This window comes from Bradyrhizobium sp. YR681, from assembly GCF_000282615.1.
Classification (GTDB): Bacteria; Pseudomonadota; Alphaproteobacteria; order Rhizobiales; family Xanthobacteraceae; genus Bradyrhizobium.
The window spans coordinates 1-19,208 of sequence record NZ_AKIY01000309.1 but is presented as its reverse complement, the minus strand read 5'-3'; the positions used below and the strand labels follow the sequence as shown (position 1 = coordinate 19,208).

At 64.4% G+C, this 19,208-nt stretch carries 22 protein-coding genes; 13 read left to right on the top strand and 9 right to left on the bottom strand.

Annotated elements, in window-relative coordinates:
• The first annotated feature begins 41 nt into the window (after positions 1 to 41).
• Together PMI42_RS33595 and PMI42_RS33590 are read left to right on the top strand one after the other, a co-directional pair.
• Complete coding sequence (locus PMI42_RS33595; RefSeq protein WP_008143443.1) at positions 42 to 950, top strand: helix-turn-helix transcriptional regulator; 909 nt, start codon at positions 42 to 44, stop codon at positions 948 to 950.
• A gap of 57 nt (positions 951 to 1,007) precedes the next feature.
• Complete coding sequence (locus PMI42_RS33590) at positions 1,008 to 1,400, top strand: group II truncated hemoglobin (RefSeq protein ID WP_008143441.1); 393 nt, start codon at positions 1,008 to 1,010, stop codon at positions 1,398 to 1,400.
• A gap of 80 nt (positions 1,401 to 1,480) precedes the next feature.
• Here PMI42_RS33590 and PMI42_RS33585 read toward each other — a convergent pair whose 3' ends face one another.
• Positions 1,481 to 2,266, bottom strand: coding sequence for an IclR family transcriptional regulator domain-containing protein (locus PMI42_RS33585; RefSeq protein ID WP_008143439.1), 786 nt, complete (start codon positions 2,264 to 2,266; stop codon positions 1,481 to 1,483).
• A 324-nt stretch (positions 2,267 to 2,590) separates the two neighbouring features.
• Here PMI42_RS33585 and PMI42_RS33580 point away from each other — a divergent pair, with 324 nt between their 5' ends.
• Positions 2,591 to 3,949 carry an aromatic ring-hydroxylating dioxygenase subunit alpha gene (locus PMI42_RS33580; protein ID WP_008143437.1) on the top strand — a complete coding sequence of 453 codons (1,359 nt, stop codon included), beginning with the start codon at positions 2,591 to 2,593 and terminating at the stop codon, positions 3,947 to 3,949.
• A 160-nt stretch (positions 3,950 to 4,109) separates the two neighbouring features.
• Complete coding sequence (locus PMI42_RS33575; RefSeq protein WP_008143435.1) at positions 4,110 to 5,546, top strand: glutamine synthetase family protein; 1,437 nt, start codon at positions 4,110 to 4,112, stop codon at positions 5,544 to 5,546.
• Between the two features lie 121 nt (positions 5,547 to 5,667).
• On the opposite strand, the gene PMI42_RS33570 is transcribed toward PMI42_RS33575, so the two are convergent.
• The 7 genes from PMI42_RS33570 to PMI42_RS33540 all read right to left on the bottom strand — a co-directional run bounded on the left by PMI42_RS33570 (position 5,668) and on the right by PMI42_RS33540 (position 11,000).
• Complete coding sequence (locus PMI42_RS33570; RefSeq protein ID WP_008143433.1) at positions 5,668 to 6,396, bottom strand: ABC transporter ATP-binding protein; 729 nt, start codon at positions 6,394 to 6,396, stop codon at positions 5,668 to 5,670.
• On the bottom strand, positions 6,389 to 7,156 hold the full coding sequence (locus PMI42_RS33565; protein ID WP_008143431.1) for an ABC transporter ATP-binding protein: 768 nt from the start codon (positions 7,154 to 7,156) through the stop codon (positions 6,389 to 6,391). Before PMI42_RS33565 ends, PMI42_RS33570 begins: the two co-directional genes overlap by 8 nt.
• Positions 7,149 to 8,093 carry a branched-chain amino acid ABC transporter permease gene (locus tag PMI42_RS33560; protein WP_008143429.1) on the bottom strand — a complete coding sequence of 315 codons (945 nt, stop codon included), beginning with the start codon at positions 8,091 to 8,093 and terminating at the stop codon, positions 7,149 to 7,151. The genes PMI42_RS33565 and PMI42_RS33560 overlap by 8 nt, the downstream gene beginning before the upstream one ends.
• Positions 8,090 to 9,007, bottom strand: coding sequence for a branched-chain amino acid ABC transporter permease (locus PMI42_RS33555; protein WP_008143427.1), 918 nt, complete (start codon positions 9,005 to 9,007; stop codon positions 8,090 to 8,092). Before PMI42_RS33555 ends, PMI42_RS33560 begins: the two co-directional genes overlap by 4 nt.
• 296 nt (positions 9,008 to 9,303) lie before the next feature.
• Complete coding sequence (locus PMI42_RS33550) at positions 9,304 to 9,522, bottom strand: hypothetical protein (RefSeq protein WP_008143426.1); 219 nt, start codon at positions 9,520 to 9,522, stop codon at positions 9,304 to 9,306.
• 1 nt (position 9,523) lies between these two features.
• Positions 9,524 to 10,183 (bottom strand): acyl-homoserine-lactone synthase, encoded by a 660-nt coding sequence (locus tag PMI42_RS33545; protein ID WP_008143424.1) that lies wholly within the window; start codon positions 10,181 to 10,183, stop codon positions 9,524 to 9,526.
• 88 nt (positions 10,184 to 10,271) lie between these two features.
• Positions 10,272 to 11,000 (bottom strand): LuxR family transcriptional regulator, encoded by a 729-nt coding sequence (locus tag PMI42_RS33540; protein ID WP_008143421.1) that lies wholly within the window; start codon positions 10,998 to 11,000, stop codon positions 10,272 to 10,274.
• 167 nt (positions 11,001 to 11,167) lie between these two features.
• On the opposite strand from PMI42_RS33540, the gene PMI42_RS40220 reads away from it, so the two are divergent.
• Positions 11,168 to 11,344 (top strand): hypothetical protein, encoded by a 177-nt coding sequence (locus PMI42_RS40220; protein ID WP_008143419.1) that lies wholly within the window; start codon positions 11,168 to 11,170, stop codon positions 11,342 to 11,344.
• Here the strand turns inward: PMI42_RS40220 and PMI42_RS33535 are convergent.
• Positions 11,341 to 11,586 carry a hypothetical protein gene (locus tag PMI42_RS33535; protein WP_157195862.1) on the bottom strand — a complete coding sequence of 82 codons (246 nt, stop codon included), beginning with the start codon at positions 11,584 to 11,586 and terminating at the stop codon, positions 11,341 to 11,343. The two genes, PMI42_RS40220 and PMI42_RS33535, sit on opposite strands and share 4 nt — an antisense overlap.
• A 33-nt stretch (positions 11,587 to 11,619) precedes the next feature.
• Between PMI42_RS33535 and PMI42_RS33530 the strand changes: the two genes are divergently transcribed.
• The 8 genes from PMI42_RS33530 to PMI42_RS33495 form a co-directional block, all read left to right on the top strand.
• On the top strand, positions 11,620 to 12,558 hold the full coding sequence (locus tag PMI42_RS33530; RefSeq protein WP_035967381.1) for a LysR family transcriptional regulator: 939 nt from the start codon (positions 11,620 to 11,622) through the stop codon (positions 12,556 to 12,558).
• Positions 12,559 to 12,690: 132 nt separating this feature from the next.
• Positions 12,691 to 13,569: a shikimate dehydrogenase gene (locus PMI42_RS33525; protein ID WP_008143415.1), complete on the top strand. Its 879-nt coding sequence runs from the start codon at positions 12,691 to 12,693 to the stop codon at positions 13,567 to 13,569.
• Positions 13,570 to 13,625: 56 nt separating this feature from the next.
• Complete coding sequence (locus PMI42_RS33520) at positions 13,626 to 14,756, top strand: ABC transporter substrate-binding protein (protein WP_008143412.1); 1,131 nt, start codon at positions 13,626 to 13,628, stop codon at positions 14,754 to 14,756.
• Between the two features lie 174 nt (positions 14,757 to 14,930).
• Positions 14,931 to 15,806, top strand: a complete 876-nt coding sequence (locus tag PMI42_RS33515) for a branched-chain amino acid ABC transporter permease (RefSeq protein ID WP_008143410.1) — start codon at positions 14,931 to 14,933, stop codon at positions 15,804 to 15,806.
• Positions 15,803 to 16,801, top strand: a complete 999-nt coding sequence (locus tag PMI42_RS33510; RefSeq protein WP_008143408.1) for a branched-chain amino acid ABC transporter permease — start codon at positions 15,803 to 15,805, stop codon at positions 16,799 to 16,801. Before PMI42_RS33515 ends, PMI42_RS33510 begins: the two co-directional genes overlap by 4 nt.
• Entirely contained in the window at positions 16,798 to 17,541 is a 744-nt protein-coding gene (locus PMI42_RS33505; protein WP_008143406.1) for an ABC transporter ATP-binding protein, read from the top strand. Before PMI42_RS33510 ends, PMI42_RS33505 begins: the two co-directional genes overlap by 4 nt.
• An 11-nt stretch (positions 17,542 to 17,552) precedes the next feature.
• A complete protein-coding gene (locus PMI42_RS33500) occupies positions 17,553 to 18,290 on the top strand; it encodes an ABC transporter ATP-binding protein (protein ID WP_008143404.1) in 738 nt (245 codons plus the stop codon).
• On the top strand, positions 18,287 to 19,208 hold a 922-nt coding region (locus PMI42_RS33495; protein WP_008143401.1), incomplete at its 3' end, for a sugar phosphate isomerase/epimerase family protein. The genes PMI42_RS33500 and PMI42_RS33495, both read left to right, overlap by 4 nt.

Here is a 19,208-nt window from a genome sequence, read left to right as displayed (position 1 = left end):
TTCATTTAAATGCGCCGCAGGACATCCGCTAAAGAAAGTCCATGACCGACAGTCCCGACGCCGAATCCCGCTTTCTCGAACAACTCGGCCAGCGCGTGCGCACCATGCGCGCGCTACGCGGCATGTCGCGCAAGGTGCTCGCCAAGGTATCAGGGATCTCGGAGCGCTACATCGCGCAGCTCGAGAGCGGCAAGGGCAATGTCTCGATCGTGCTGCTGCGCCGCGTCTCCGACGCGATGGGCGCGCATCTCGAAGACCTGCTTCCGAGCCCCGATCCGACGCCGGACTGGCAGATGTTCCGCGATCTTCTGCGCAAGGCGACACCGGCGCAGATCGCGCAGGCAAAAGACGTGCTCGCCGGCGGCAGTGCCTCTGCACCGCGACGCGCGCCGTTCTGCGGCATCGCGCTGATCGGCCTGCGCGGTGCCGGCAAATCGACGCTTGGTCGGATGCTGGCAAAGAAGATCGGCTGGAGCTTCGTCGAGCTCAACAAGGAGGTCGAGCAGCAGAACGGCCTCTCGGTCGCCGAGATCATCGCGCTCTACGGCCAGGAAGGCTTTCGCCGCATGGAGCAGGCCGCGCTTCAGCAGCTGCTCGCGCGCAACGAGCTGATGGTGCTGGCGACCGGCGGCGGCATCGTCTCCGAGCCCCTGACCTTCGACCAGATCCTGTCCTCGTTCTACACGATCTGGCTGAAGGCCGAGCCCGAGGAGCACATGGCCCGCGTCCGCCGCCAAGGCGATTTGCGCCCGATGGCGGATGACCGCTCCGCGATGGCGGAGCTGCGCAACATCCTGCTCAGCCGCGAGCCGCTGTATTCGCGCGCGACGGCGGTGGTGGATACGGCGGGGCTGAGCGTCGACGCCGCGGCTGCAAGGCTGATCGACGCGGTGCGGCCGGTGCTGCAGAACGAAGCGCGCAGTTTTGGGCTGCGGAGCGTGGCGCTGTAGGGTTGGCCAGTCGCCGGAATGACAATATATCCGAGCCTACAAGCTTGGGAATGAGTCATGACCGATAGCGACGTCGCAATCTCCATGTTCGAGCGGATCGGCGGCAGCGCCACGATCGATCGCCTCGTCGACCGCTTCTACGATCGCATGGTTACGCTGCCGGAAGCGCAAGCGATCCGCGCCATGCACGCGGCCGACCTTGGCCTGATCAGGGACGTGCTGAAGCGCTATCTCACCGAATGGACCGGCGGTCCGCGCCTTTACACCCCCGAGAAAGGTCATCCGCGGCTGCGGCAGCGGCACATCGGCTTTGCCATCGGCGATGCCGAGCGCGATGCGTGGCTGCTTTGCATGCGCGGCGCGCTGGAGGAGACGGTGACCGATGCTGCCGCACGGCAGGATCTCGACAAGGCGCTGTCCGGCCTGGCCGACTGGATGCGCAACCGCTAGCAGAGCCGTAGCCCGGATGAGCGCAGCGACATCCGGGATTCTCCGCTTGAATTGACCCGGGATCGCCTCGCTCACCCGGGCTACAGGAGCTGCGAACGCACCGATTCCGCACCTTCGCGCAAAAGCGGCAGGAAGCGGTCGATCAATTCCTGCGCCGGCACGCGGTCGACATGCGCGCCCATGTTGATGGCGGCAACGATCACATTGTCGTAGCGACGCACGGGAACCGAGATCGAGCGGAAATGCGGCTCGGCTTCGCGATCCACCAGCGAATAGCCTAGCGCGCGATCGGCGATGATGCGCGCGAGCAGCGCCTTCGCGTCAGTCACCGTCTGCGGCGTCAGCGCCTCGCGCTTCATCGCCTTCAGGCGCGCGGCGAGGTCGGCATCGTCGAGCTGGCCGAGCATGGCGCGCCCGACCGAGGTGCAGAACGCCGGCAGGCGGTAGCCGATTTCGAGGCCGCCTGAGAACATGCGCGCCGGGCTGCTGCGCGCGATGAACACGACGTCATCGCCATCGAGCACTGCAAGCGAGGAAATTTCGTTTGCTGCGATCGCGACACGATCGAGCACCGGTTGCAGAACCGTGACCAGCTGATTTGAGCGCAGATAGGACGCAGCGAGCGTCAGCACATGCGGCGTAAGTGAAAACAGCTTGCCGTCGCCGCTGACAAAACCACCGCGCTGGAGCGTGAACAACATGCGCCGCGCGGTCGCGCGTGGCAGGTCGGCGGCCCGGGCGAGATCGCTCAGCGTCATCGGGCCTGTCGTCGTGCCGAAGCACTGCAGCAGGCGCAGGCCGCGGTCGAGGGCTTCGACGAAATCCGTCGCGCGCTCGTCGCTCTCGCTTCGCTTCAGCTTGGGCATGGCCTCGGACAATCCTGCAAAATAGTGCTTGCTGCCAATCCAAGGCATGTCATAATTCGCCCATTCGTTCAATAGGCGAACAATCGCCTTGGATAGTTTCGGTCAGGGAAGCTCGATTCCTCACTCCCTCGCCCCGCTTGCGGGGAGAGGGTGGGGTGAGGGGGAGTCTCCACAGGGACGGTGAGAGCTGCCCTCGCGGAGAATCCCCCTCACCCGGATCGCATCTGGCGATGCGATCCGGCCTCTCCCCGCACGCGGGGAGAGGCGAAGAAGAGCGCGCTTTGCTGATCGACAACGATCCTCGTCAAGAAGGACGCGACCGCCATGATGAGCCAGGAGCAGAACGACCTGATCACCCGCACCGGGCCGAAGGATCCCTGTGGCAAGCTGATGCGAAGCTACTGGCAGCCGGCCGCACTGGTGGACGAGCTCGAGGGCGAGCGGCCGATCCGGCCCGTCAAGCTGCTCGGCGAGAATCTGGTGCTGTTTCGCGACGAGACCGGGCGCTACGGCCTGATCGATCGCCACTGCGCCCATCGCGGCGCCGACCTCGCCTTTGGTCGGCTCGAACATGGCGGCCTGCGCTGCGCCTTCCATGGCTGGCTGTTCGACGCGACCGGCCAGTGCATCGAGACGCCGGCCGAGCCGAAGGAGTCGAAGCTCTGCCAGAACATCCGCCAGCGCTCCTATCCCGTGGTGGAGAAGAGCGGCATCCTCTGGGCCTATCTCGGCGAAGGTGAGCCGCCCGCATTCCCGGAGCTCGACTGCTTCGTTGCACCCGGCACGCACACTTTTGCGTTCAAGGGCCACATGGCCTGCAACTGGCTCCAGGCGCTGGAGGTCGGCATCGATCCCGCGCACGCCTCGTACCTGCACCGCTTCTTCGAGGACGAGGACACCTCGACCGCTTACGGCAAGCAGTTCCGCGGCGCGTCCGCCGGCAGCGACCTGCCGATGACGAAGATCCTGCGCGAATACGACCGTCCGATCATCAATGTCGAGCACACCGAATACGGATTGCGGCTGATCGCGCTGCGCGAGATCGACCAGGAGCGCACCCATGTGCGTGTCACCAATCAACTGTTCCCGCACGGCTTCGTCATCCCCATGAGCACGGAGATGACGATCACGCAGTGGCACGTGCCGGTCGACGACGAGAATTGCTACTGGTACGCGATCTTCACCAGCTATTCGAACCCGGTCGACAAGCAGAAGATGCGCGACCAGCGGCTTGAGCTCTATGAGCTGCCCGACTACGTCTCGCGCAAGAACCGCAGCAATGATTACGGCTTCGATCCGCACGAGCAGCAGACCGCGACCTATACCGGCATGGGCACCGACATCAACGTCCACGACCAGTGGGCGGTGGAATCCATGGGCGCGATCCAGGACCGCACCAAGGAGCATCTCGGCACGAGCGACAAGGCGATCGTGCAGTATCGCCGCCTGCTGCGGGCCGAGATCGAGAAGGTCGGCGGCGGCGAGAAGCCGATGCTGTTTCTGGACGAGAGCAGAGCACGCAGCATCCAGGGGCCGGCCACGATGGACGGCATCGGGCCGACCCAGGGTTGGGAGCTCTACTGGATGGAGGTCGACGTCAAACGCCGCCGCGGCGCACCTTGGGCCGCACCGGTGCCGAAGGAAATCGCCGACAACGTGCACCGGTTGACGGCGGCTGAATAAGAGTGGCGGCCCATCCTCGTCATTGCGAGCGCAGCGAAGCAATCCAGGCTGCCTCTCCAGAGGGACTCTGGATTGCTTCGTCGCTACGCTCCTCGCAATGACGGAGGATGTGGCAAGTGTTTTGCACACATCGAGCAGCAGTGATTGAGGGAGTGGCCAAGTGACTTTCGTCGCGCGTCATGCGCTGTGGTCGGATGAGCAGAAGGACGCCGCGGCGCGGATGCGCCGTCTCGTCGAGGAGAAGAATCTCGAGGTCATCCGCCTCGCCTTCCCCGACCAGCACGGCATCTTGCGCGGCAAGACCATCATCGCTTCGGAGGCGATCGCGTCGCTGGAGAGCGGCTGCTCCATCACCACGACCATGCTCGCCAAGGACACCTCGCACCGCACGGTGTTCCCGGTGTTCACCGCAGGCGGCGGCTTCGGCATGAAGGAGATGGAGGGCGCGGCCGACGTGCTGATGGTGCCTGATACCACCACCTTTCGCGTGCTGCCGTGGGCGCCGGCCACGGGCTGGGTGCTGTGCGACCTCTATTTCCAGGACGGCCGCCCGGTGCCGTTCGCGACGCGCGGGCTCTATCGCAAGGTGCTCGACGAGCTCGCAAGCCGCGGCCATGACTTCGTCGCGGGGCTCGAGGTCGAATTCCACATCTTCAAGCTCGACGATCCGCATATGCGGCCCGAGGACGCCGGACAGCCCGGCACGCCGCCGTCGGTGAGCCTGCTCAGCCACGGCTATCAATACCTCACCGAGCAGCGCTTCGATCAGATGGAGCCCGTGCTGGAGATCCTGCGCCGCGACATCGTCGCGCTCGGGCTGCCCTTGCGCTCGGTCGAGGTCGAGTTCGGGCCGAGCCAGTGCGAATTCACCTTCGCACCGAAGAAGGGGCTCGAGCCCGCCGACAACATGGTGCTGTTTCGCTCTGCCGTGAAGCAGATCGCGCGCCGCCACGGTTACCACGCCACCTTCATGTGCCGGCCGAAACTGCCGAACCTGTTCGCGAGCGGCTGGCACCTGCACCAGTCGATCGTTTCGCGCGCGAGCGGTGAAAACCAGTTCATGGCGAAGGACAGCAGCGAACCGCTCAGCGCATTCGGCAAGTCCTACCTTGCCGGCCTGCTCGACCACGCCCGCGCCTCGACCGTGTTCACCACGCCGACCATCAACGGCTACAAACGCTACCGCTCTTATTCACTGGCGCCGGACCGCGCGATCTGGGGCCGCGACAATCGCGGCGTGATGATCCGCGTACTCGGCGGTGCAGGCGATGCCGCAACGCGCCTGGAAAATCGCATCGGCGAGCCCGCCGCCAATCCCTACCTCTACATGGCCTCGCAGATCCTCTCAGGCCTCGACGGCGTCGACCGCAAGCTCGATCCCGGCCCGTCAGCCGACACGCCCTACGAGACCAAGGCGCCGCTGCTGCCGAAAAGCTTGCGCGATGCCGTCTCCGCCCTGAAGGACGATCCGTTCTTCCGCGAGAAGCTGGGCGCCGAATTCGTGGACTACTATACCCACATCAAGAATGCCGAGATCGACCGCTTCCTGTCCGAGGTGACCGATTGGGAGCATCGCGAGTATTTCGAGGTGTTCTGAGGATCACATCTCTCTCCTCCGCCATTGCGAGGAGCGAAGCGACGAAGCAATCCAGAATCCCTCCGCAGAAAGACTCTGGATTGCTTCGCTTCGCTCGCAATGACGGCGAGAGAACGGGGGCTCAGATCCCCAAATACTTGTGCTGCAGATCCGGCTCGGCCATCAGCTCGTCCGAGGTGCCGCTCCACACCGTCTTGCCGCGCTCGATAATGAAGTGGCGGTCGCAGATGCGGGCGAGGTGGTCGACGTTCTTGTCGACCACCAGGATCGACTGTCCGCGGCTCTTGAGCAACGACAGGCAGCTCCAGATCTCTTCGCGGATCAATGGCGCGAGGCCCTCGGTCGCCTCGTCCAGGATCAGAAGCTTCGGGTTGGTCATCAGCGCGCGGCCGATCGCGAGCATCTGCTGCTCGCCGCCGGAAAGCTGGTTGCCCATGTTGGACGCGCGTTCGGCGAGGCGCGGGAACATCACGTAGATCGCGGCGAGCGTCCAGGGATTGCTGCTGCCAAAACGATCCGCGGCCGCAGCGACGAGATTTTCGCGCACGGTGAGGTTCGGGAAGATCTGGCGTCCCTCGGGCACAAGGCCGACACCGAGCTTCGCGATCCGGTAGGACGGCTGCGTCCGCACCTCCGTGCCCGCAAAACGGATCGTGCCTGTGCGCGCCGGCGTCAGGCCCATGATGGAGCGGATGGTGGTGGTCTTGCCCATGCCGTTGCGGCCCATCAGCGAGACCATCTCGCCTGATTTGATCGACAGCGACAGGCCGAACAGCACCTGGCTGAGGCCGTAGCAGGTCTCGATGCCGTCGACGTCGAGCAGGGTGTCAGCCATCACTTTTTCAGCCATGGTGCGTCACCACATGCTGGTCGCCGAGATAGGCGCGCTTGACGTCCTCATTGGCGCGGATCGCGGCCGGATCGCCGGAGGCAATGACGCGGCCATAGACCAGCACCGAGATGCGGTCGGCGAGCGCGAACACCGCCGGCATGTCGTGCTCGACCAGGACGATCGAGACTTCCTTGCGCAGCTCCTGGAGCAGCTTCACCATGCTCTGGGATTCGGTGACGCCGAGGCCGGCCATCGGCTCGTCGAGCAGCAACAGCTTCGGCTTGCTGGCGAGCGCGACCGCAAGCTCGATCTGGCGACGCTCGCCATGGCTGAGCCTGGACACCAGGACATCGGCGCGGTGCAGCAGGCCGACGCGATCGAGCGCGGCATGTGCGGCATCGCGCAGGCCCTTTTCCTTGCGGGCATTGCCGAAGAAGCGGAACGAGGTGCCGGCATGCGCCTGCGCCGCCAGTGCGACATTGTCGGCGGCGGTGAAGTCGAGCAGCAGCGAGGTGATCTGGAACGAGCGGGCGAGGCCCAGCGCGCAGCGGCGATAGGCCGGCAGATAGGTGATGTCGCGCCCGCCGAGCGAGACGCTGCCGGAATGCGGTTCGAGATGGCCGGTGAGCTGGCTGATCAGCGTGGTCTTGCCGGCGCCGTTCGGGCCGATGATGGCATGCAGCTCGCCGGCCGCGACGTCGAGCGAGACATTGTCGGTCGCGATGATGCCGCCGAAGCGGCGCACCAGCTTTTCAACACGGAGCAAGGGTTCAGCCACGGCCAGCCCTCCCCAGCATGCCCATGATGCCGCCGCGGCCGAACAGCACGATCAGAAGCAGCAGCGGGCCCATGATCAGCGCCCAATATTCGGTGATCTGCGACAAAAACTCTTCCAGCAGCAGGAACACCACCGCGCCCATAACAGGACCGAACAGCGTGCCCATGCCGCCGAGGATCACCATCACCATGAGGTCGCCGGAGCGGGTCCAGTACATCACGGCCGGGCTGATGAAATCGGTGTTGTTGGCAAGCAGCGCGCCGGCAAGACCGCACATCATGCCTGAGATGACGAAGCAGACCAGCTGATAGCGTTTTGCCGGAAAGCCGATCGCCTGCATGCGCTGCTCATTGGAGCGCAGGCCCTGCACGACCAGGCCGAAGCGCGAATTGACGATGCGCCAGATCAGGAGGAGCACGACGAACAGGCAGGCGAGGCAGAGATAGTAGAACTGCGTGCGGTTCGACAGGTTGATCAGCCCGGAGAAGTCGCTGCGCTTGTAGACGGTGAGGCCGTCATCGCCGCCGTAGCGCGCCAGGCCCGAGGCGACGTAATAGGCCATCTGCGCAAAGGCGAGCGTGATCATGATGAAATAGACGCCGCGGGTGCGCAAACTGAGCGCGCCGATCACCAGCGCATAGAGCGCGGAGGCCGCCAGCGCGACCGGAAACTGGATGAAGCCGGAACCTACGCCTTCCTGCGCGAGCATGCCGACGGCGTAGCCGCCAATGCCGAGATAGGCGGCGTGGCCGAAGCTCATCATGCCGCCAAAGCCCATGATGAGGTTGAGGCTCGCGGCGGCCAGCGCCAGGATGACGATGCGGGTGAACAGCGTCAGGATGAAGATGTTGCCGGACATGGACGAATAGAGCGGCAGCAGCACGAGGCCCGCCAGCATCAGGGCCGTGACGGCCTTAGCTACCGTGAAAGCCTTCATCGACGGTTGGCCGGAAACAGCCCCTCCGGCCGCACCACCAGCACGATCGCCATCAGCAGGTAGATCAGCATGGAGGACAGCGCGGGCGCGGCGGTGGAGGCAGCGGCGCCGCTCAGCACCTGCCGCAGCAGGTTCGGCAGGAAGGCGCGGCCGAGCGTATCGATCATGCCGACGAAGATCGCGGCGAGGAACGCGCCGCGGATCGAGCCGATGCCGCCGATCACGATGATGACGAAAGCGAGGATCAGAATGTTTTCGCCCATGCCGATCTGCACGGTGAGGATCGGCGCCTGCATCAGGCCGGCAAGGCCGGCAAGCGCGGCGCCGAGGCCGAACACCAGCGTGTAGAGCAGCTTGATGTTGATGCCGAGCGCGCCGATCATCTCGCGGTTGGACGCACCGGCGCGGATCAGCATGCCGATGCGGGTGCGCATCACGCCGAGATAGAGCAGTAGCGCAACAAGCAGTGCGACCACGATGATGGCGAGGCGATAGGCGGGATAGTGGATGCCGGGCAGGATCGGCACCGGCACCGTGAGCCAGGCCGGCAGCGGCAACGCGAGACCCGCGGGTCCCCAGATCAATCGCACCGCTTCATTGAAGAACAGGATCAGGCCGAAAGTCGCGAGCACGTGGTCGAGATGATCGCGGCCATAGAGATGCCGCAGCGCCGACATTTCCAGCACGATGCCGAGCACCAGCGTCGCGCCGAGCGCCAGCAGCGCGCCGAGCAGAAAGCTGCCGGTCCAGGCCGCGAAGGTCGCGGCGAAATAGGCGCCCATCATGTAGAGCGAGCCGTGCGCGAGGTTGACGAGATCCATGATCCCGAACACCAGCGTCAGGCCCGCGGCGAGCAGGAACAGCAGCAGGCCGAACTGCAAGCCGTTCAGGAACTGTTCAACGACGAGCAACATCAGAACTCTTTCAGGCGCACGCGGAATCGCGCCGATGTTCGAACACAGTCGCCATCAGTGAAAGAGCTCCCCCTGCCTCTACAAGGCGGAAAAATGGGTAATGGCAGTATCGTTCCGAGGCAAGAGCGATTCGACACCAAATATGCACTTTGTTGCATGCGGGTGCATGCGGTCAGCATCGGCCTTGCAAGAAGGTTGCCGCATCAGATGAGGCAACCTGCCGCACCCAAACGATCACCCTCCCCCCGGCAGGCCGAGGGGAGGGTGTGAATGTCGTCTGAATGGAGAGGACGCGCCTAGTGCGACGTCATCTGCCGGGGGAGATCGTCCGGTTCGGCGAGCACGCTGTTGGCCGTCGAGGCCTCCAGTGCCGCCATCCGGAACAGGTAGGCGAGCGTCGTCAGTCCGGAATCATCCGCCATCTGCGCCAGTTCCAGCGCCATGTCGGACATGTATCCGAGATTCTCGTCCTTGGTTTGCGCCATGATCTGGCTGTCCCGCATCATGTTCGACATTTCAGGCGCTCTTTCGTTGCGCGGCAGCAAGGCCGCAGAGGTTGGCACGGGCGATACAGTCGATACGCGGTCCGTCCTGCTGGATGACATTCGTCATCCCGATACGTTCCCGCACGATGTCCAGCGATTCCTGGCGGACCTCGATCGTTGCGGCCATGGTCCAGGACCCCTCGACCAGCGCCGGCAATCCGAGTGGCGTGACGACAAAGCCGATGTCGTGGAAGCGCGGCAGCCACCAGGTCTCCATGACCAGGCAGAGACGCTCGATACCCTGATCGAGGCAGAACTCCTGCGCCGCCGCCATCAGTTGCAGGTTGAACGCGCCGTCGCGCCGCTCGCGCGTCACGAAGAAGCGTGACCATTCCCAGACCTGCGGATCGACCGGGCAGCCCCGCACTGCAGCGAGATGAGGGAAGACCTCGCTCATCATGGTCGGCTTGGTAGTTGGATACAGGCGGTAGCCGCCGAGCACGCGACGGTTTTCGAGCGCCAGCAGATAGATCGCATCGTCATTGTCGTAGGTGTCGATCTCGCGGCCGTCGGGCTTGCGCAGCCCCTCCCATTTCCGCTCTTCGACGAAAATCTCGTGGCGAACCCTGAAATGCTGTTCGAGCACGTCCTCGTAGAGATGCCGATTGACGGCTGAAATTACATGAATCATCTATTCCCCCATTGCTTGAAACAATGGGGGAATCCTCATGGAAAACCGCCAGACCGACTATTGGGAAATTTCCCAGTAGGAGCGGATTTCAGGGATTGATGATTCTTTGGCGGATCGCGAGCGCGACCGCATGCGTACGGTTGACCGCACCGAGCTTGCGCGCCGCAGTTGCAAGATGTTCTTCGGCGGTGCGCTGCGTGATGTGCAGGATCTCGCCGATTTCCCACGCCGACTTGCCTTGCGAGGCCCAGGTGAGCACCTCGCGCTCGCGCGGGGTGAGACGCGCCAACGGGTGCGGCGCGGGAGCGAGCAGGCGTCGAATGTGGTCGAAGCCGTACATCGCGACAAGGTGCAGCGCAGGCTTGCTGCGGACGTTGAGATCGAGGTTGACGCCGCCGAGCGAGACGCCCGCTTCATAGCCGGTCAAGCCGTGGATCGGCACGACGAAACCGCGCGACATCCGAAAATCGGCAGCGCGCCGCATCACTTCGGCCGCCCCCGGTTCGAACTCCGCATCATAGGGAGCTTCCGACCATTCGAAGGGATTCACCGTCTGCCGGCACTTGCGGATCACGGGATCCACGCGGTCGTAGCTCTTTTCGGTGTAGAGGTTGAACCACTCCGCCGGCCACTTCTTGGCGAGCACCATCTGGGAAAAGCGCTGATCGGGATTCGGCAAGCCCGTGACGATGATGTGCTCGAAGCCGTACCGGCCGAATGCAGCCGCAAGCGCATCCATGGCATCAGGAACCTTGGTGTAGGCTCCCAATCCCTCGATAAAGTCGAGCGCTTCCCGTCCATAATCCACGGCGGACATCGGTGCGTTTCCTGACCCTCGCTGTCGGGTATAGCACGTCTTTGGGGGCTGCCTCAATTCACCGCTTCCGTAGTTTTCCGGTATCCCATTGACCTCGAAGCTTTAATCTACTTGTGGAAGAAGTGACGTCAAGATACACCTAGGGCGTCGGAAGCGGGAAAACCACGATGCAAGACGAGGACATCGCCCTCAACAGCGTACTCGGCCTGGAATTGAACCGCGTGTTCTTCGCCGTCCGCGAAACGGCAAACAAGCAGAAGATCATCGAGTTCGCGCGCGAGGTGCTGCAAGGCGAACGCAGCGAGCTCGCAGACAGCGTGTCGCCCGAGGGGCCGGCGAGCTAGAACGCAGTTGCAGCAAGCGGCGCGGATGCAACAGATCGCGCGACGTCGCCACCCTTCGATATCGACGCGCTGATTTTAATCGAAACAATCTGACCGGGAAGTTGGCTTCGAACGCAGCTTAGCGTCTCCTCGACGATGCGCTGCAGCGCGTCCGGGACACCAGCCTGGTTTGCCGCCTCCATCCACATCAGCACACTTGGCGCTGGATGACATCGCATCTGTCGTGAGATGATCGGTGTCACGATCGTTTTCGGATGCCGGAAGATGCCAAGAACATGATGACGCTGCGCCAGGTTGAAGTGATCCGTGCCGTGATGGTGACGGGCACCATTGGCGGCGCGGCGAAGCTGCTCAATGTGTCCGCGCCGGGCATCAGCCGACTCGTCAAATACACCGAGCGATCGCTCGGCATCCGCTTCTTCCAGCGCCAGAACGGACGCTATTTCCCGACACCGGAAGCCGAGAACATTTTCGAGCAGATCAACGGCGTCTACAAAAAGGTCGACGATCTCTCCGAAATCATCTCCAAGATCGGCCGCGGCGGTCTGTCGGAGCTGCGCATCGGCTCGGTGCCGAGCATCTCGCAGGTGATGGTGCCGCGCGCGATCGAGCGGGTTCGCCGCCGCTATCCCGATCTCGGCATCGACATCAACATCCTCAAGCTCGAGGAAGCCATCGACTATCTCATGCTCGGCCGCGGCGAATGCGTCGCAATGAGCTACCGGCTGGAGCATTCCGGGCTCGACTTCATGCCGCTCGCCTCGGGCGAGCTCTATTGCATCGTGCCACCGGGCCACGAGCTCGCCGGCCGCAAGCAGGTCTCCGCCGCCGAGATCACCCGCTATCCGCTGATCGGCATCGACCCCAACGACCCCTACGGACGGATCATGGCCGAAATCTTCGCGCGCCACCGCCTCGACTACAACATCACCATCCGCGCGCGCTTCGGCACCACGGTCTGCGCGCTGGTGAAAGCGGGGCTCGGCATCGCCATCATCGACCAGTTCACGGTGGCCCATGGCGGCTATCCCGGCATCGAGCTGATCAAGATCACCGAGCCGACGCGGTTCGACACCTATATCGCGGTGAAGCGCGGCGCGCCGCTGTCGCTTCACGTCGAATATTTCATCGAGTCGCTGCGCGCCGAGATGCGCGCGGTCGAGCCGGCCCGCGGCAACGGCAAGGCCGCGCCGGTGCGCGGGCGGAAGAAATAACATTATGTTAGGTTTGCGGGATGAAAGGGTAATTGTGTTAGGCAGGGGAAAGGCTATCGTCCCCCTTGGAATTGCGCGGATTTCCCCGCTAATGGCCGGACATCAACGCGCCCTGAGAGACGATAGTGGATCATGTCTAGCCGCGGACCCGCCACACCCAAAAAACTCCTGACCGGCCTGATCGGCGCGCCGATCGCGCACTCCGCCTCCCCTGCCATGCATGAACGCGCCGCCGAGGCGCTGGGCCTGCGCGGCCACTATCAGCTCATCGAAGTGGCTGGCGCCGACGCAGCGGGGCTGAGGATGATGCTCGAGGGCGTCCGGCGGCTGGGCTTTGCCGGCACCAACGTCACCTTTCCCTACAAGGAAGCCGTGGTCCCGCTGCTGGACGAGCTGGCGCCGACGGCAGCGACCATGGCTGCGGTCAACACCGTCGTCGTGAGGGACGGCCGGCTGATCGGCCACAACACCGACACCACAGGCTTTGCGCGTGCGGTCGCGCCACTGCTGGCCCCCTCCGGAAATGCGGTCGCCGTGATCGGCACCGGCGGGGTCGGCAAGGCGATCGCCTTTGCGCTGGCGAGCCTGAAGGTTTCCGACCTCCGCATCTTCGACAGCGAGCCGGCGCGGGCCGAGAAACTGGCCGCGCTTCTGGCCCCGCATGGCGGCGCGCGGGTGGCCCGAAGCGTCGAGGACGCGCTCGACGGCGCAACCGGGCTCGTCAACGGCACGCCAGTCGGCATGCTGCCGAACCGGGACACCCCGGTCGCCGCGACATTGCTGCGCGAAAACCTCTGGGTCGCCGACGCCGTCTATTCGCCGCTGATCACACCCTTGCTGGCCGCGGCGCGGGCCAAGGGCGCGCGGATCATGACCGGACGGGAGCTTGCGATCTACCAGGCCGCGGATGCATTCGAACTGTTCACCGGCCTCGCCCCATCGACCGAGATCATGGGAGAGGCCTTTGACGAGGTGATGGCGGCACGCAGTTCGGCCTATCACGCAGCGTAACCAAAGCGGCCGGACACAAGGCCGCGGACAAATCAGAGAAAACGGGAGGAGAGACCATGAAATCGACACTACTGGCGGGCGCCCTGCTTGCCTTCGCGACTGCAACCAGCGTCCAGGCACAGGCGATCAAGCTCGCCGACGTTGCCGAGCTCTCGGGCGGCGGCGCCACCGTCGGCACCAACTGGAAGAACGGCATCGACCTCGCGATCGAGGAGATCAACGCCAAGGGCGGCGTGCTCGGCCGCAAGCTCGAGGTCACCCACGCCGACTCGCAGTCCAACCCCGGCGTTGCCCGCGCCCAAGTGCAGAAGGCGCTCGACGCCGAGCCCTATGTGCTGCTCGGGCCCGGCTATTCCGGCTCGGTGAAGGTCACCGCGCCGCTCGCCGCCGAAGCCGGCATCGCGCAGATCATGGGCGGCGAGGCCGCCGAGCTGACGCAGGCGGGTAACAAATTCCTGTTCCGCACCTCGTTCGGCCAGCAATCGTCGATGCCGAAGGTCGCAAAGTACATCCACGACGAGATGAAGGCGAAGACGGTCGCGGTGGTCTGGGTCAACAACGACTTTGGCCGCGGCGGGCGCGATGTCGTGGTCAAGGAGCTGGACCGGCTTGGCTCCAAGGTGGTCGCCGACCTCTCGACCGAAGCGGGCCAGGCCGATTTCGCCGCCGACGTCGGCAAGATCAAATCCGCCAATCCCGATGCCGTCTTCGTCTATCTCAACGAGGAAGAGAGCGCGCGCATCCTGAAGGAGCTGAAGCGCCAGGGCGTCACCGCGCCGCTGATGGGCGAGACCACGCTGATCGGCCAGAAGGTGATCGAGCTCGCCGGCGATGCCGCCAACGGCGCGCGCGGCCATGTCGGCCTCACCACCGACGCGCCGGTCGACTTGATCAAGGCGTTCCGCGAGAAGTTTTCCAAGAAGTACAATTACGTCCCTGACCATAACGGCCTGAAGGGCTACCTCGCCGTCTACATGGTGAAGGCCACCACCGAGAAAATGGGCAAGGTCGATTCCAAGGCGTTCGCCGACACGCTGCATGGCCTCACCATCAAAGCCGCGGACGAGCCGGGCATCCTGATGGACGTCACCTTCAGCGACACCGGCGACATCGACCGCCAGAGCTTCCTGGTCGAGGTGGTCGAAGGCAAGCAGGTGGTGAAGCAGGTGCTGCCGAAGGTGAAGTGAGGCGCGGCCCTTCTCCCTCGCCCCGCTCTTCGCGGGGAGAGGGTCGGGGTGAGGGGTGCTTCAGCAAAGACGGTGAGAGATAGGCTCGTGGATAGAACCCCTCACCCCGCCCTCTCCCCGTAAGAACGGGGCGAGGGAGACGACAGAGCGGGACGAGCGACACGAGAGGGGAAAATGTCCAATCTGTTCGATCTACTGGTCGCAGGACTTGCCACCGGCGCGATCTATGCGCTGGTCGCGGTCGGCTTCACGCTGCTGTGGCAGACCTCGCAGACCATCAATTTCGCGCAAGGCGAGTTCGTGATGCTGCCGGCGTTCCTGATGCTGGCGGCGATGCATGCCGGTGCGCCGTTCTGGCTCGCGATCATCCTCGGCATCCTGCTCTCGATGATCCTGCTGGGCCTCGCCTTCAAGCTGCTGCTGGTCGATCCGATGATGCGCCACGGCGTACTGCCGCTGGCGATCGCGACCATGGCACTGGCGATCGGCCTCAAGGAAGCCGTCAAGCAGTTCTTCAGCGCGGAGGCCTCGCCCTTCCCCTCGATCGTGCCGACCGGCGACATCTCCATCCTTGGCCATGCCGTCTCGCTGCAAAGCATCGGCGTGCTCGTCGTCGCCATCCTCGCCGTGTTCGGTCTGACCACGCTGCTGAACCGCACCTCGCTCGGCCACCAGATGCAGGCGGCGGCGCAGAACCCGACGGTGGCGCGGATCATCGGCGTGCCGGTCGAACGCATGATCCTGCTGACCTTCCTGATCAATGCTTTCCTGGTCGCGCTGGCCTCGCTGCTGATCACGCCGATTTACCTCGCCAAATTCTCCTCCGGCGAGGTGCTCGGCCAGGCCGCCTTCATCGCCGCGATCGTCGGCGGCTTCAACCAGGTGCGTGGCGCGATCGCCGGCGGCCTGTTGATCGGCGTGCTCGACAATCTCGCGGCGAGCTACGTTTCCACCCAGTATCGCGCGGCGGTGCCGCTGATCTTCCTGATCGTCGTGATCCTGTTCCGGCCGCAAGGATTGCTCGGCCGCGCCGAGGAGCGCACGGTATGACCAGCTTCGCCAAACCCCTGAAGATCGCGCTCGGCCTCATCGTCATCGCCGGCCTGATCGTCGTCCCCATGAACTTCAACCGTTATGGTCTGTTCATCCTGAGCCAATGGGCGGTGATGACGATCGCCGCGATGGGCCTCAATCTCACGCTCGGCTATGCCGGCCAGGTCTCGCTGGCGCAGGGCGCCTTCGTCGGCATCGGCGCCTATGCGGCGGCGATCATGACCACCCATGGCTGGCCGCTGCCGGCCGCAATCGTGGTCGCGATCGTCCTGAGTTTTGCGGTCGGCTGGGTGCTCGGCTATCCCGCGCTGCGGGTGCAGCACCATTACCTTGCCTTCGTCACGCTGGCCTTCTCGACGCTGGCCTTCCTGGTGTTCCGCAACGAGAGCTGGCTCACCGGCGGCATCTACGGCATCTCCAACATTCCGCGCCCGCACATTTTCGGGTTCGCGACCAACAAGCCACTGCCCTTCTACTATGTCTGCCTCGGCTCGCTCGCGATCGTCTCGGCCGCGGTATGGTGGCTGATCCGCTCGCCCTGGGGCCGGGCCTTCATGGCACTGCGCGAGAATCCCTTGCGCGCGCAGTCGCTCGGCATCGACACACGACGCTACACGCTGATGGCTTTTGCGATCGGCTCGGCGCTCGGCGGCATCGCCGGCGCGCTCTATGCGCCGCTGACGCAATATATCGATCCTGTTCCCTTCAACCTGTCGCTCTCGCTCGACCTCCTGATGATGGTGATCGTCGGTGGCGCCGGGTTCTATTTCGGTCCCTTCCTGGGCGCGATGATCGCAGTGCTGCTGCCGGAATGGCTGCGCTTCACGGAAGGCTATTATCTGATGATCTACGCGGTGGCGGTGATGCTGCTGCTGATCTGGTCGCCGACGGGCATTCTGGGAATCCTCGACCGCTATCTCGCCGAGCGCCGCACCAAGGCGGCCTCCGCGTTGCGCGCCGTCGCGAAGTCGCGTCTGGAGACGGTGCAATGAGCGCAGTCCTCGAAGTCACCAGCATCAAGAAGAATTTTGGCGGCATCAGCGCCGTCGCCGACGTCAGCTTCGATGTCCGCGAAGGCGAGATCCTCGGCCTGATCGGACCGAACGGCTGCGGCAAGTCGACCCTGTTCAACTGCATCCTCGGCCAGCTCACGCCGTCGGGCGGCGAGGTCAAGCTCGACGGCAAGGTCGTCACGGGCTTGCGGCCCGCCGAGCTCAACAAGCTCGGGGTCAGCCGCACTTTCCAGCTGTTGCAGGTATTCCCCAAGCTCTCGGTGCGCGAAAACCTGATCCTTGCGGGACAGGAGCACCAGGGCAACATGGCCTCGCGCCTGGTCGGCCGCTCCGATGCCGGGCTGACGGAAGCCGCCAACCAGATGATCGGCTTCTTCAAGCTCGATCATCTCGCCGATGAGCCGGCCGGGGGTCTCTCCTACGGCCAGCAGAAGCTGCTCGATGCCGCCATGGCCTTCATGGGCGGCCCGCGCCTGGTGCTGCTCGACGAGCCCGCCGGCGGCGTCAACCCGTCGATGCTGTCGGACCTGAAGGAACGCCTGATCGCGATCAACCGCGAGAAGAACGCCACCTTCGTCGTGATCGAGCACAACATGGAATTCGTGATGTCGCTGTGCTCGCGCGTGATGGTGATGGCGGAAGGCAAGGTGCTGGCGATGGGACGCCCCGACGAGGTGCGAAAAAACCCCGCCGTGATCGAAGCCTATCTCGGACATTAGGGAGAGCGAGCATGAGCGACCCGATCCTCTCGGTTCACAATCTCGTCGGCGGCTACGGCAAGATGACCATCCTGAACGGCACGACCTTTTCGGTGCCGCCGGCGACCATCACCACCATCATCGGCCCGAACGGCGCCGGCAAGTCCACCGTGTTCAAGGCGATCTTCGGCCTGCTGAAGCTGCGCGATGGCAAGATCAGCTTTGCGGGCCGCGACGTCACCCATTTGAGCCAGCGCGCGCTGCTCAATGCCGGCATCTGCTACGTGCCGCAGGGGCGCAACATTTTCCCGGAGCTTTCGGTCCGCAGCAACATCGAGCTCGGCGGGGTCTCAGCCGGGAAAGGCATCGACCTGCCCAAGCGGATCGAAGCCGCGCTCGACCTGTTTCCGGCCCTCCGCCGCAAGTCGACGCAGCAGGCCTCGACATTGTCCGGCGGCGAGCAGAAGCAGCTCGAGATCGCCCGCTCGCTGCTGCTCGAACCAAAACTCGTGCTGATCGACGAGCCCTCGATCGGCCTGTCACCGCTAATGGTGCAGCAGACTTTCGACATCCTCAAATCCCTGCGCGATCGCGGCGTCACCATCCTGATGATCGAGCAGAACGCGCGCTCGGCGCTGGAGATCTCCGATTTCGGCATCGTGCTCGAACTCGGCCAGACCCGCATGGTCGACAGGGCGGAGCGCATTTTGAACGATCCCCGCATCGGCCAGCTCTTCCTCGGGGGAGCCATGGAGGAGACAGCAGCATGAACAAGCGCTCGATCGCGACCGTCTCTCTCTCAGGCGCGCTGGACGAAAAGCTCCGCGCCATCGCAGCCGCCGGCTTCGACGAGGTCGAGATCTTCGAGAACGATTTGCTGTCGTTCGGCGCAGGGCCGCGCGACATCGCAAAGCTCTGCCACGATCTCAATCTCAAGATTTGCGCCTTCCAGCCGTTCCGCGATTTCGAAGGCATGCCGGAGCCGCAGCGTGCCCGCAACTTTGCCCGCGCCGAGCGGAAGTTCGATCTGATGCAGGAGCTCGGCACCGATCTGCTGCTGATCTGCTCCAACGTCTCGCCCTCATCCCTCGGCGGCATCGACCGCGCCGCGGATGACTTTCGCGAGCTCGGCGAGCGCGCCGCCAAGCGGGGCCTGCGCGTCGGCTACGAGGCGCTGGCCTGGGGCCGCCATGTCAACGACTACCGCGACGCCTGGGAGATCGTGCGGCGGGCCGATCATCCCGCGATCGGAATCATCCTCGACAGTTTTCACGCGCTGGCGCCGGGCTTTCCGGTCCGCGCCATGGCCTCGATCCCCGGGGACAAGATCTTTCTGGTGCAGCTTGCCGACGCACCGAAACTCGAGCTCGACATTTTGTCGTGGAGTCGGCACTTCCGCTCCTTCCCCGGCCAGGGCGACCTGCCGGTCGGCGAATTCATGCAGGCGGTCGCGGCGACCGGCTATGCCGGGCCGCTGTCGCTGGAGATCTTCAACGACCAGTTCCGCGCCGGCTCGGCCGCGCAGACGGCGGTCGACGGCCTGCGTTCGCTGATCTTGCTGGAGGACCAGCTCGCGCCGGATTGGCCGAAATTTTCCGGCGAGCCGCTGGCGCCGAAGGCCAAAAGCGGCGGCACCGGCTTCATCGAATTTGCCGTCAACGAGACCAAGGCGGGCGAGCTCGCCCGCC